The 14,132-nt window shown below is 46.5% G+C and carries 11 protein-coding genes; 3 read left to right on the top strand and 8 right to left on the bottom strand.

Annotation, left to right across the window (positions count from 1 at the left end; genetic code table 11):
* Window positions 1–8: 8 nt before the first annotated feature.
* The 4 genes from oppC to oppA (KP22_RS04715) form a co-directional block, all read right to left on the bottom strand.
* Entirely contained in the window at window positions 9–917 is a 909-nt protein-coding gene (gene oppC / locus KP22_RS04730; protein WP_039322728.1) for an oligopeptide ABC transporter permease OppC, read from the bottom strand.
* 12 nt (window positions 918–929) lie between these two features.
* A complete protein-coding gene (gene oppB, locus KP22_RS04725; protein WP_039300031.1) occupies window positions 930–1,850 on the bottom strand; it encodes an oligopeptide ABC transporter permease OppB in 921 nt (306 codons plus the stop codon).
* A gap of 53 nt (window positions 1,851–1,903) precedes the next feature.
* Window positions 1,904–3,541: an oligopeptide ABC transporter substrate-binding protein OppA gene (gene oppA / locus KP22_RS04720; protein ID WP_039322723.1), complete on the bottom strand. Its 1,638-nt coding sequence runs from the start codon at window positions 3,539–3,541 to the stop codon at window positions 1,904–1,906.
* A 323-nt stretch (window positions 3,542–3,864) separates the two neighbouring features.
* The gene (gene oppA / locus KP22_RS04715) at window positions 3,865–5,535 is read right to left on the bottom strand and encodes an oligopeptide ABC transporter substrate-binding protein OppA (RefSeq protein ID WP_039322720.1); all 1,671 of its coding nucleotides are present in this window, start codon (window positions 5,533–5,535) and stop codon (window positions 3,865–3,867) included.
* Between the two features lie 514 nt (window positions 5,536–6,049).
* Between oppA (KP22_RS04715) and KP22_RS22340 the strand changes: the two genes are divergently transcribed.
* Complete coding sequence (locus tag KP22_RS22340; protein ID WP_156107261.1) at window positions 6,050–6,226, top strand: hypothetical protein; 177 nt, start codon at window positions 6,050–6,052, stop codon at window positions 6,224–6,226.
* Window positions 6,227–6,528: 302 nt separating this feature from the next.
* The gene (gene adhE, locus KP22_RS04710; protein ID WP_039300039.1) at window positions 6,529–9,204 is read left to right on the top strand and encodes a bifunctional acetaldehyde-CoA/alcohol dehydrogenase; all 2,676 of its coding nucleotides are present in this window, start codon (window positions 6,529–6,531) and stop codon (window positions 9,202–9,204) included.
* 134 nt (window positions 9,205–9,338) lie between these two features.
* Here the strand turns inward: adhE and KP22_RS04705 are convergent, their stop codons facing one another.
* Window positions 9,339–9,935, bottom strand: coding sequence for a thymidine kinase (locus tag KP22_RS04705; RefSeq protein ID WP_039300042.1), 597 nt, complete (start codon window positions 9,933–9,935; stop codon window positions 9,339–9,341).
* 393 nt (window positions 9,936–10,328) lie between these two features.
* Between KP22_RS04705 and hns the strand changes: the two genes are divergently transcribed.
* Entirely contained in the window at window positions 10,329–10,736 is a 408-nt protein-coding gene (gene hns / locus KP22_RS04700) for a histone-like nucleoid-structuring protein H-NS (RefSeq protein WP_039300045.1), read from the top strand.
* A gap of 144 nt (window positions 10,737–10,880) precedes the next feature.
* Here hns and galU read toward each other — a convergent pair whose 3' ends face one another.
* The 3 genes from galU to rssA all read right to left on the bottom strand — a co-directional run bounded on the left by galU (window position 10,881) and on the right by rssA (window position 14,020).
* A complete protein-coding gene (galU, locus tag KP22_RS04695; protein ID WP_039300048.1) occupies window positions 10,881–11,792 on the bottom strand; it encodes a UTP--glucose-1-phosphate uridylyltransferase GalU in 912 nt (303 codons plus the stop codon).
* Between the two features lie 205 nt (window positions 11,793–11,997).
* Complete coding sequence (gene rssB / locus KP22_RS04690; protein WP_039300051.1) at window positions 11,998–13,014, bottom strand: two-component system response regulator RssB; 1,017 nt, start codon at window positions 13,012–13,014, stop codon at window positions 11,998–12,000.
* Window positions 13,015–13,114: 100 nt separating this feature from the next.
* Window positions 13,115–14,020, bottom strand: coding sequence for a patatin-like phospholipase RssA (rssA, locus tag KP22_RS04685; RefSeq protein WP_039300054.1), 906 nt, complete (start codon window positions 14,018–14,020; stop codon window positions 13,115–13,117).
* Window positions 14,021–14,132: the final 112 nt, after the last annotated feature.

Here is a 14,132-nt window from a genome sequence, read left to right as displayed (position 1 = left end):
AATACTCCTCAGCGATCTTTAGGGTCGAGGGCATCACGCAGGCCATCGCCGATAAAGTTAAAACAAAACAACGTGACAACCAGAAACGCCGCCGGATAGAACAATAACCATGGCGATACTTCCATTGAGTTCGCACCATCATTCAGCAAGGCGCCCCAACTGCTTAACGGCTCCTGTGTGCCCAGCCCCAGGAAGCTCAGGAAGGATTCAAACAGAATCATGCTTGGCACCAGTAGTGAGGCGTAAACCACCACGACACCAAGCACGTTAGGCACCACATGGCGCAACACGATACCGCGCGTGGAGACACCGGAAACCATCGCTGCTTCAATGAACTCTTTACGTTTCAGGCTCAGCGTCTGACCGCGCACGATACGGGCCATATCTAACCAGGACACCATGCCTATAGCAACGAAGATCAGCAGCATGTTCTGCCCAAAGAACGTCACCAGCAGAATGACGAAGAACATGAACGGGAAGGAGTTGAGAATTTCCAGCAGACGCATCATTACCGAGTCCACTTTCCCGCCCAGATAACCAGACATCGCGCCATACAGCGTTCCGACGATCACAGCCACCAGCGCCGCCGCCACGCCAACCATCAGAGAAACACGGCCACCGATGGCAACGCGAACCAGCAGGTCACGGCCGGATGAGTCCGTACCAAAATAGTGCCCAGACGTCATATCCGGTGCGGCGGACATCATTCCCCAGTCGGTATCGGCGTAGTCAAATGCAGACAGCATGGGCGCAAAAATCACAAACACGGTAATCAGAGCCAAAACAAACAGACTGGCCAGTGCGGCTCGGTTATGGATAAAGCGCAGACGCGCATCCTGCCACAAACTACGCCCTTCAATCTCAGCCTGCTCGGTGAAGTTCTCTAACGCTTCAACGTTTTTTCGATTCCAAAACATAGCGCCCCCCAATTAATAGCGAATTTTCGGATCGATAACAGCGTAGAGCACGTCAATGATCGCATTAAATAAGATGGTTAAGGCGCCGACCAGAATCGTCAGGCTCAGTACCAGTGAATAGTCTCGGTTCAGCGCACCGTTCACAAACAGTTGCCCAATGCCGGGTAAACCAAAAATGGTTTCAATCACCATGGAACCGGTAATAATCCCGACAAACGCGGGCCCCATATAGGAGAGCACGGGCAGCAACGCAGGTTTTAACGCATGGCGGAGAACGATGCGGCGCATCGGCAGCCCTTTGGCGCGCGCGGTGCGGATAAAGTTAGAGTGCAAAACCTCGATCATCGATCCTCGGGTAATACGCGCGATGCTGGCGATATAAGACAAAGACAGCGCCACCATCGGTAAAATCATGTATTTCGGTGCCCCACCGTTCCAGCCACCACCGGGTAACCAACGCAGCGTAATGGCGAAAATCAGCACCAATAGCGGTGCGACGACAAAGCTGGGAATCACCACTCCCGTCATGGCAAAACCCATCACGGTATAATCCCATTTCGTATTTTGATTCAACGCCGCGATCACCCCCGCACTCACCCCAAAAACAATGGCGAGAATGAATGCCGCGAGCCCTAATTTGGCAGAAACGGGGAAAGACGTCGCGACCAGATCGTTCACGGAATAGTCTTTGTATTTAAAAGAAGGGCCAAAATCCCCCTGCACCAATTGCAGCAAGTAGTTACCGTACTGCGTCATTATTGGGTCGTTCAGATGATATTTGGCTTCAATATTCGCCATGACTTCCGGCGGTAAATTACGCTCGCCGGTAAAAGGACTCCCCGGTGCCAATCGCATCATGAAGAACGAGATGGTGATCAGGATAAATAGTGTTGGAATCGCCTCTAAGCAGCGGCGAAGAATAAATTTTAACATTGCTCGTACCTATAAAAGGCTGGCAGCATAGTTGCGTGCGCCAGCCATTATTATTAGTGCTTGATGATATAAAGATCTTTAACGTAAACATTATCCTGAGGATCTTTGCCTGTTAATCCGCCAACATAAGGTTTCACCAATCGGGTATTCGCATAGTAATAAACCGGGGCAATTACCGCGTCTTTATTCAGCAATGCTTCAGCCTGCTGATAAACGTTCGCACGTTCCTCATCGGTTTTCACCTGTAAGGATTTCGCCACCAGTGCATCAAACTCTTTGCTCTTATAGTGCGAGGTGTTACTGCTACTATCGGACAGCATGCTGTTCAGGAAGGTTGACGGTTCGTTATAGTCCGCACACCATCCGCCACGTGCAACATCATAGGTACCCTGATGACGGGTATTGAGGAAGGTTTTCCATTCCTGATTCTCAAGCTTAACGTCCACACCAATATTCTGTTTCCAGATAGAGGCAGCCGCGATAGCGATTTTCTTATGCAAATCGGAGGTGTTATAGAGCAGATTAAACGTTAGCGGTTTCTGTTTTGTATACCCGGCTTCCGCGAGCAATTTCTTCGCTTCTTCGTTACGTTTTGCCTGTGACCAGGTGAACCATTCTGGCGTCTGGGCATTAAAACCATCAATATAGGGTGGCACAAAACCATAGGCAGGAATGTCGCCTTGGTTCTTCACTTTGTTGGTTAGAATATCCTGACTTAATCCCATGCGCAGCGCATCACGCACTCGAACATCGTTAAATGGTGGCTTCTGATTATTGATTTCGTAATAGTAGGTGCACAGGTACGGATTGACTTTCACTTCGTCGGGAATTTCTTTCTTCAGCTTTTGGAATAATTCAATAGGCAGTTGATTATAGGTCATGTCGATTTCACCGCTGCGATAGCGGTTGACATCCGTCACTTCAGACGCAATCGGCAAATACGTTACCTGATTAATCACTGTATGGGCGTTGTCCCAATATTGAGGGTTACGCTCCAGTACCATTTTTTCATTCACTACCCAACTTTTCAGCTTATAGGCACCATTGCCAACCCAGTTTTGCGGCTGCGTCCATTTATCGCCGAATTTCTCGATTGCTGTTTTATTAACGGGAGACATGGCGACATAAACTGGCAGTTTATAGAAATAAGGCACCGCTTCGGAAAGCGTAACTTCGAGCGTATGATCGTCAATCGCTTTCACACCCAGTGTTTCAGGGGATTTTTTGCCGGCGATGATGTCATCGATATTCAGCAGATGACCATATTGCAGATAGCTAGCGTAAGGCGATGCTGTCTTTGGATCGGCCAGACGCTGCCAGCTATAGACGAAATCTTGTGCGGTAACCGGCTCACCGTTGGACCATTTGGCATCTTTACGCAGGTGGAATGTCCACACTTTAAAATCTTTGTTATCCCAGCTTTCTGCTACGCCCGGACTAGTTTTGCCGTTAACGTCAGCAATGACCAACCCTTCCAGCAGATCGCGCGATACGTTGGATTCCGGTACACCTTCGATTTTATGCGGGTCAAGGGAAGAAACTTCAGCACCGTTATTACGAACCAATTCCTGTTTTTCTGCTAACTGAACGCCAGCGGGAACGGCCGCGGCGAAGGCAGAAACCACCATCGTGCTACTCAATGCCGCGATAATAGCGGCAGCTATTCTTTTTTTAGTTGTGATGTGTGTCATTATTTTCTCCTGTAATGTTGTCGTGTTAGTTATCCCAGCACGATTCCTGAATTAACGCCCTGTGAGAAAACGATTAACCGATTCGACTCACGACCTATTCCCACATATACCCGTCATACTTCAAGCTGCTTGTGCGTTGGCTGCCTTTGCTCACCCCAGTCACTTACCTGAGTAAGCTCCTGGGGATTCTCGCAGTTGCCGCCTTCACGCAACTCGAATTATTTAGGGTATAGCAGGAATGGATAACCAGAGATTAAACACCAAATTAATCGCAACTCGTCCACTTCATTTGCATCAAACCGTAAACAGCAGCGGATTAATGCTTAATGCTTAATGATATAGAGATCTTTCACCCGTATATTATCTAACGGATCCTTGCCGGTAATGCCGCCGACATAAGGTTTTATCAGTCTGGCATTCGCGTAGTAATAGACTGGTACAATCACAGCATCTTTATCTAATTGCGATTCTGCTTGCTGATAAATCTGTGCACGTTCGTCGTCTGTTTTCGCCTGAACAGCCTGCTTCATCAGTTTGTCGAACGCCGCGCTCTGGTAATGCGCCGTGTTATTACTGCTGTCTGACAGCATACTATTCAGGAATGACGTCGGTTCGTTATAGTCCGCACACCATCCGGCACGCGCGACATCATAATTCCCTTGATGACGCGTGCTGAGGTAGGTTTTCCACTCTTGGTTTTCCAACTTCACGTCGACGCCCAGATTCTGTTTCCAGATCGATGCTGCCGCGATCGCCATCTTTTTATGCAAATCAGACGAGTTATAGAGCAAATTAAACGTTAGCGGCTTCTCTACGGTATAGCCCGCTTCAGCTAACAGTTTTTTCGCCTCTTCATTACGCTTCGCCTGTGACCAGGTAAACCACTCTGGCGTATGTGCTTTCAGGCCATCCGTAAAGGGAGGAATATAACCATAGGCCGGGATATCACCCTGATTTTTAACTTTATTAGTCAATAAGTCTTGATCAAGCCCCATGCGCAGAGCGTTACGCACCCGCACATCGTTAAATGGCGGTTTCTGATTATTGATTTGGTAATAATAGGTGCAGAGGTAGGGATTGATATTAACTTCTTGCGGGATTTCTTTTTTTAGCTTCTGAAATAGCTCGATGGGTAATTTATTATGGGTGACATCAATTTCACCTGCGCGGTAGCGGTTCACATCCGTCACTTCAGAAGCAATTGGCAGATAGGTGACCTGATTAATCACGGTCTTGGCATTATCCCAATATTGGGTATTGCGCTCAAGTACAAGCCGTTCATTTACGACCCAGGACTTAAGCTGGTAGGCGCCATTCCCAACCCAGTTTCCCGGCTGAGTCCATTTATCACCAAATTTCTCTACCACGCTTTTATTTACCGGAGACATGGAGTAGTGATTCAGTAATTTATAAAAATAAGGGATCGGCTCGCTTAATGTGACTTCCAGAGTATGGTCGTCGAGCGCTTTTACGCCGAGCGTATCAGGAGATTTTTTGCTGGTGATAATGTCATCAATATTCAACAGATGACCGTATTGCAAATAGCTGGCATAAGGTGAAACCGTTTTTGGATCGGCCAAGCGTTGCCAACTGTAAACAAAATCCTGTGCAATAAGCGGTTCGCCATTTGACCACTTGGCACCTTTACGTAAATGGAACGTCCAAACTTTAAAATCGCTGCTTTCCCAACGCTCAGCCACGCCGGGAATCGGGTGTCCATCAGGATCGGAAATCACCAGCCCTTCATATAAATCACGCGCGACGTTAGATTCCGGTACGCCTTCTACTTTATGCGGATCCAGTGATGACACCTCAGCGCCATTGTTTCTCACCAGAATCTGTTCTTTCGCCAGCTCAACACCGGCAGGTACATTAGCAGCCTGAACATTCACGCATGATGTCATCACTGCTGCGGCAATCATACTGGTAACAAAGCATCGTTTTGTTTTGCGAATTTTCACTTTATAAACGCCCCTGTCTTGATACAACGCCATACCCGACTCTATGCGTAAAGATCGCCGTTACATAGAGCAGAAAAGAACGCCTATTATCCAAATAAATCATAAAATTAATTTATGATTTAATAACGAATAAGAAGTCGAAACTCGAAGCTATCAAAAGCAGACACATTCGCCAATATTTTTACATTGATGTTGCTTAATTTTCTTTATCACAGCTTGATAAATGTTTTATTGCAATAACGCAATACAATCATTAACCTTATGATAAACAATGTTTTTTTGCTTTAATTTCAAATATATTTTAAATATTCATCAATTTATAGATTTTTAGCAAAAAAACATCGTAGTGGGTTTCATCATTTTCACAGCACATAAATGATGAATCATGCTTACCTATTCGCGTCATTATCTGACGGAAATGTTATTATTCTAACAATTTAATTACTCACCTTGCACCACAATAGCACCCTATTTCTCTGCTATAGCTGGTGCGTAAAATAACTAACCCGATTAAGATATAAGCAATGTTTATACAAACACGTTCTATATGAATGAACAGGTAGAACACAGAATTGACGCAGATAATTTATCTACACCACTGCCGCCGATTCTCTCCTACCAATCCCTTCCAGGCAGAAAAGCCGCTGACCCGACCTGGTTAATGAAAGCGATTATCAACATCATCGTGCTGAATGGTGTCAGCATGGAGAAAATTCGATATTGATCACAAAAAAGACACCCACAAATAGGTATGCTCATTCCATACTGTAACGAACGCGTAAATCATCTTAATTTTGGCTTATTTTCAAAACAATCTTTCAACGATTTAAGATATCAGCGGTTACAGTATTTTAAAAAGCAGTAACCGCGTCACAACGGCAGCTGACTAGCTCTTTGAGTCAATTAACGTGAGATAGGTAAGAAAGAATAGCCTGGTAACAGAAACGTACCCCGCTCGTTTATCTATACTGTTCTATCCCGGCGAACAATTGACTGAAAGAGTTTAACATTTATCAGGAGAGCATTATGGCCGTAACCAACGTTGCTGAACTTAACGCACTGGTCGAAAGAGTGAGAAAGGCACAGCAGGAATTTGCCACTTATAGTCAGGAACAAGTGGACAAGATCTTCCGTGCTGCTGCACTCGCTGCATCGGATGCCCGTATCCCATTAGCAAAAATGGCGGTTGCTGAATCCGGCATGGGGATCGTGGAAGATAAAGTCATCAAAAACCACTTCGCATCCGAATACATTTATAATGCCTATCAGGATGAAAAAACCTGTGGCGTCCTCTCTACTGATGACACTTTCGGAACCATTACAATTGCAGAGCCTATTGGCCTGATTTGCGGTATTGTTCCCACCACCAACCCCACTTCTACTGCGATTTTTAAAGCACTAATCAGCTTGAAAACCCGTAACGGGATCATTTTCTCTCCCCATCCTCGTGCAAAAAACGCGACCAATAAAGCTGCAGATATTGTTCTGCAAGCAGCAATCGCCGCAGGTGCACCGAAAGATATCATCGGCTGGATTGATCAACCGTCTGTCGATTTATCCAACCAGCTTATGCACCACCCAGATATCAACCTGATTCTGGCTACCGGCGGGCCAGGTATGGTGAAAGCGGCATACAGTTCAGGTAAACCCGCGATCGGCGTTGGTGCTGGTAACACCCCCGTTGTTGTTGACGAAACGGCAGATATCAAGCGTGCCGTTGCCTCTATTCTGATGTCGAAAACCTTCGATAACGGCGTCATCTGTGCGTCAGAGCAATCAGTTATCGTGGTAGACAGCGTCTATGATGCCGTTCGTGAGCGTTTTGCAACCCACGGCGGCTACATGCTGAAGGGCAAAGAACTGCATGCTGTACAGGGTATCCTGCTGAAAAACGGCTCACTAAATGCCGACATTGTTGGCCAACCCGCACCGAAGATCGCTGAAATGGCTGGCATCACCGTCCCTGCGAACACCAAAGTGCTAATTGGTGAGGTGACCGAGGTCGATGAATCCGAACCGTTTGCACATGAAAAACTGTCTCCAACGCTGGCGATGTACCGTGCGAAAGACTTCAATGATGCCGTCATTAAAGCGGAAAAACTGGTGGCAATGGGAGGTATCGGTCACACATCCTGTCTGTATACCGATCAAGACAATCAACCAGAGCGCGTGAATCATTTCGGTAATATGATGAAAACGGCGCGTATCCTGATAAACACACCAGCGTCTCAGGGTGGTATCGGCGATCTCTACAACTTCAAACTCGCTCCGTCTCTGACGCTGGGCTGTGGCTCCTGGGGCGGAAACTCCATCTCCGAAAACGTCGGTCCGAAGCACTTGATCAACAAGAAAACGGTAGCCAAGCGAGCAGAGAATATGTTGTGGCATAAACTTCCTAAATCTATTTATTTCCGTCGTGGCTCACTGCCTATCGCACTTGAAGAAATCGCATCCGATGGCGCAAAACGCGCATTTATCGTAACTGACCGCTTCCTGTTCAATAACGGCTATGTCGACCAGGTGACTTCAGTACTTAAACATCAAGGAGTAGAAACCGAAGTTTTCTTTGAGGTTGAAGCTGATCCAACGCTGAGCATCGTCCGCAAAGGCGCAGAACAAATGCACTCCTTCAAACCCGATGTCATTATTGCACTGGGTGGTGGTTCTCCGATGGATGCTGCGAAGATCATGTGGGTGATGTATGAGCACCCTACAACGCACTTCGAAGAACTGGCGCTGCGCTTTATGGATATCCGTAAACGTATCTACAAGTTCCCGAAAATGGGCGTCAAAGCCAAAATGGTGGCGATTACCACCACGTCAGGTACGGGTTCCGAAGTCACACCGTTTGCCGTGGTGACCGACGACGCAACCGGACAGAAATATCCGTTGGCAGATTATGCGCTGACGCCAGATATGGCGATTGTTGACGCCAATCTGGTAATGAACATGCCGAAATCTCTGTGTGCATTTGGTGGACTCGATGCCGTAACACACTCACTGGAAGCCTATGTCTCCGTGCTGGCAAACGAATATTCAGATGGGCAAGCGCTACAAGCACTGAAACTTCTGAAGGAAAATCTGCCAGACAGCTATCGTGACGGTGCGAGAAACCCGGTTGCCCGTGAGCGTGTACACAACGCTGCGACGATTGCGGGTATTGCGTTCGCCAACGCCTTCCTCGGCGTATGTCACTCAATGGCGCATAAACTGGGCTCTGAGTTCCATATTCCGCACGGTCTGGCTAACGCCCTGCTGATCTCTAACGTGATTCGCTATAACGCGAACGACAATCCGACCAAACAGACGACGTTCAGCCAGTACGACCGTCCGCAGGCACGCCGTCGTTACGCAGAGATAGCCGATCACCTGCGTTTGACTGCGCCGAGTGACCGTACCGCACAGAAAATCGAGAAATTGCTGAACTGGCTGGAAGAAATGAAGACCGAACTGGGGATCCCAACGTCCATTCGTGAGGCGGGTGTACAGGAGGCCGATTTCCTGGCCAAGGTCGATAAACTGTCAGAAGATGCGTTCGACGATCAGTGTACTGGCGCTAACCCACGCTATCCGTTGATTTCCGAGCTGAAACAGATTCTGTTGGATACTTACTATGGTCGTAAATTCTCTGAAGAAGTAAAAACGGAAACCGTTGAACCTGTAGCAAAAGCAGCCAAAACTGGCAAGAAAGCTGCACACTAACGCATCAACCGCTACCGCCTTATAGGCTAGCTTACTACCCTGCCCAACCCTTTTAAGGTTGGGCTTTTTTATTACCCGCGCGCGAATCAATGTACCGTTGATTAATCATCCCGCCAGTCGGATATTTAACCGTCTTAGACGCTTTCCTTACGGATTAATCCCAGCGCAATTTTATAATGCTTACGACATACGGAAACATAACTCTCATTGCCACCAATAACGACCTGTTCGCCTTCATGGACGGCATTACCCTGCGCATCTAATCGCAATACACAGTTTGCTTTACGCCCGCAATGACAGACCGTTTTTAACTCGATCAACTTATCTGCCCACGCTAATAAATAGTGGCTCCCTGAAAACAAATCACCACGAAAATCCGTACGCAACCCATAACACAAGACCGGGATATCTAATTGGTCCACGACATCAGAAAGCTCGTTAACCTGCTCGCGGGTTAAAAATTGACATTCGTCAATTAATACACAATCTACGGGCTGAGTACGGTGCTCTTTCTCCAGCAGTTCAAATAAAGATGTCTGTGGATTAAACAATAACGCCGGAGAAGAAAGGCCGATTCGTGAACTTACTATCCCCACACCATGCCGATTATCTATTTCTGCAGTGAACACCAGCGTGCGCATTCCGCGCTCCTGATAGTTATATGACGACTGCAATAGCGCCGTCGATTTCCCCGCATTCATTGCAGAATAATAAAAATAAAGTTGAGCCACTCAGCTACTCCAAACACAGGCTATATGATCTTCGTGTCGTAAAACTTATTGTAACAACTCGCCTTCACGCTGTGCAATGGGCTATTCTCCAACCACATTTTGCCCACTCAATCGCTACAAGTCGCTCATTACGATAAAAGATATAAACATTCCTTATAACAACGATGCGGCAGCAATAAGCCATTCACTATCGTTTGAGTCAGAAAAAATGGCATACCAAATGTATTTTTTTGATAACAGGAAAGTATTTATATTTATGTAACATACGATGTGAGATCTGTTTTAAAAATGATGTTTTTTAACAAACTTACAAATTTGACTATTGCAGAAAGGAAAATAGCACTCTATTATCACACTACACGCCACCAATAATATTAATTTGAGATTATCACAATGAGCGAAGCACTAAAGATTCTTAACAACATCCGTACTCTGCGTGCCCAGGCAAGAGAATGTACCCTGGATACTTTGGAAGAAATGCTGGAAAAACTGGAAGTCGTGGTTAATGAACGCCGCGAAGAAGATAGCCAGGTTCAGGCTGAAGTTGAAGAACGTGCGCGTAAATTGCAGCAATATCGCGATATGCTGATTGCAGATGGTATTGACCCTAACGAATTATTACAATCTTCAGGTTCAGTTAAAGTTGCAGGTAAAAGCAAACGTGCTGCCCGTCCGGCAAAATATCAATACACTGACGAAAACGGCGACGCTAAAACCTGGACTGGCCAGGGTCGTACTCCGGCAGTAATCAAAAAAGCAATCGAAGAGCAAGGTAAATCTTTAGATGATTTCCTTCTGTAATTATTCATAAGTACTGAATACTAAAAAAACCCCGATAACTATCGGGGTTTTTTCTTTATATGTGCTCTGCAAAGAGAAAACAGATATGTCACGGTTTTAGGCTGCTCCCTGTTTTTGTAAACAGAGAGCAATTATTACACTCGGTTATTCTTCTTCTGCGTCAATCGTTTCCTGCAACCATTGCGCGAACTCATCACCTAAACCGTCATGACGCAAGCCATATTCTACAAATGCCTGCATATAGCCTAATTTGTTACCACAGTCATGGCTCACACCTTTTAGGTGATATGCCTCTACTGTTTCTTTTTCCATCAGCATCGCGATAGCATCAGTTAACTGAATTTCATTACCTGCGCCTGGCGGTGTTTTCTCCAACAGGGACCAAATATCAGCAGAAAGTACATAACGTCCAACGACAGCTAAATTAGATGGGGCGTCGGGAGCTTTAGGTTTCTCAACCACACCAACCATAGGTGCGCTATCCCCTGCTTTTAATTCCACGCCTTTGCAATCAACTACGCCGTAGCTACTTACATTTTCAACCGGTTCAACCATAATTTGGCTGTGACCAGTAGTAGAAAAACGTTGCAGCATTTCACTCAGGTTATCTTTCTTCAAGTCGGATTCATATTCATCAATAATCACATCCGGCAGAATAACCGCAACAGGCTCATCACCGACTAATGGGTGTGCGCATAATACAGCATGGCCCAGCCCTTTCGCTAATCCCTGACGGACTTGCATAATGGTCACGTGTTTAGGGCAGATAGATTGAACTTCTTCCAGCAGTTGGCGTTTAACTCGTTTTTCCAGTATGGCTTCCAGTTCAAAACTCGTATCGAAATGGTTTTCAATGGAATTCTTAGAAGAGTGCGTGACCAGAATAATTTCATTAATCCCTGCGGCGATACACTCATTAACGACATATTGGATCAGCGGTTTATCTACCAAGGGCAGCATTTCTTTAGGAATGGCTTTGGTGGCAGGCAGCATACGCGTCCCTAATCCAGCAACCGGTATGACCGCTTTTTTTACTTTTTTATTCACAATAGACATAAACAGCCTCTTATATACCGTTCAAATAATGAACTTTATTTATCTAATCAAGATAACCGAAAGAGTATAACTACTTTAACAAGGGCACGCTTGTCCCAACGTTAGCGTTCAATAAAAATAAGATAACTCCCTACATAGTAGGAAATAAAAAATAGTACCGAAAGAGAAGTATTACCCGAAGCCCGTCCTATTTCGTTCTATCAGACTATTCTGTAGTCAACATGAGCCTCAGACGACCGCCACCACCCCATATCTGACACTGCCATGCTTCGCACTGATAATTTAGCTGGTTGAGATAAGCGCCTTCAAGCGTTCCTAAAGGGATACCGCTGCTCAGTGCTATCTGTTGTTCGTTAACATTCAGCGTCGCATTTAGCCCAGCGGAGATCAGTATCAGCTGTTTTAATTGCCGATGGTAATACCCGACAAGCAAAGGAAAACGGCCGCTCAGGCTCGCCTGTCGTAACAACTGGTTTACCTGCTTCAATAACGTCGGCAGATACGGTAAACGATGCTGCTGATCGGCCAAATGTTCCTGAAGCAATCCATTGAACAACGTTCTAAGCAGTAACGCGGCCAGCGTTCCATTATTATTGACGCCCTGTGTGACATCAAGGCAATAGAACGCTAGCTCGTTTTCTGAAAGCGCGGCAATATCCAGCACAAGCCCCGGTTGTTCCGCTGCCGTCAACTGACGGTAGTTAACTCGGCAGCGAGCTAGCGTTTGCTGAACGGGCGGCTGTAACTGAGCAAGCAGTTTAATTACCGCTTCTGGAGATTGATTAAGCGAATCCATATCCTGCATCAGTTGATCCATCTCGTTCAACTGCGAAGTAAACAGGTCAGGATAGAGGCAAGACATTACAGCTTCACGCAAACGGGTGTAATCACGAATCGGTTTCAGTAACACATCCTGAACACCAAGACGCAAGACTTTGGCGATGTCTGCCATTTGGCTGGTTGCGGAAATGACGAGTATTGGAGTGTCGTTATCCTTCAAGCGCAGGTGTTCAAGGAATTCAATGCCTCCCATCGTCGGCATCTTCAGATCGCAAATTATTAAATCAGGTTGGTAATGCTCAAGAATACTCAGTGCATCTAATCCATTAACCGCCTCCTGAAGCATAGCGCCAAGAGAAGTCAGATAACCAGCGAGCACAGATCGAAAAACGGCCTCGTCATCAATGACTAAAATATGCTTACCCGCCAGTGGTTGTTCCATCAGTACCCCTTACTTCAAACACCAAATAATCACACCTGCTTTAACGTCGATGCGCCGAATAGACGGCATACCCTATCTTCTTAACTACATACGTTCTTGACTATGTTTCTTTCGCTAGCGGCGACAATTCATCACGCATTTTTTCCACCGCTTTATAGCCAGCATCTATCGCCTCCTGCGCTCGATGAAAATCTAACGTAGCAATCTGGGGGCAATGTGGTTGCAGCAGCACGTCAGGAGGATCGCCCGCCATCCGCGTCATCTTCAACCGATTCTCCAGAATCTGGATCGATGTGCTCATTATCTCCATCGCCGTCGGCGAACTTTCCGTTGGATGGCGACGATTTCGCAGCAGACGTTCGCGAATCCTGCTACGCCAATCTTGTGGAACATTACCCGCATCAATATCCGATGCCGTAGGCTTAATCGACAGCAAATCCTGATGATTAAGGCTCGCGTCATGCTGGAGATCAACCGCAATCACGATATCAGCGCCCATGGCTCGCGCCAGAGAAACGGGTACAGGATTAACCACCGCACCATCCACCAGCCAGTAATCGTTAAATCTAACGGGAGATAACAGGCCCGGCATACTACAAGAGGCGCGCATAGCCTGATGTAAGTCCCCTTCTGTCAGCCAGAGCTCACGCCCTGTACTAAGGTTTGTCGTCACCACGCCATACTTGATATCACAGTCTTCGATTTGCGTTATATGTAACAAATGTTTCACATTGTTAAAGACGCGATCGCCACGCAACAAACTACCGCGCTGCCAAGAGAGATCCATCAGGCGAATCACATCCCAGTAGCCGAAACTTCTTACCCAGCGATCCATTGAGGATAAATTGTTTGTGGCATACGCCGCACCAACCAGAGCGCCGATAGAACAGCCCGCGACGACGTCAACCGCTATCCCCATTTCTGTTAACGCATTCAATACCCCAATATGCGCCCATCCTTTCGCGGCCCCGGACCCCAAGGCTACTCCAATCTTTTTTCGTTGCATGATTGTTCCACCCGTCTTCATTTTAGCGCACATTGCTACACGTAGAGTTTCTTAGGTAACATATCGGCATCCTGCATAGGGATCTGTTTATTATCTATCAGTTTTTATCTTA

The organism is Pectobacterium betavasculorum (genome assembly GCF_000749845.1).
GTDB classification, from domain to species: Bacteria; Pseudomonadota; Gammaproteobacteria; order Enterobacterales; family Enterobacteriaceae; genus Pectobacterium; species Pectobacterium betavasculorum.
The sequence above is the reverse complement of the archived record's forward strand: the minus strand, read 5'-3'. Positions and strand labels throughout refer to the sequence as shown.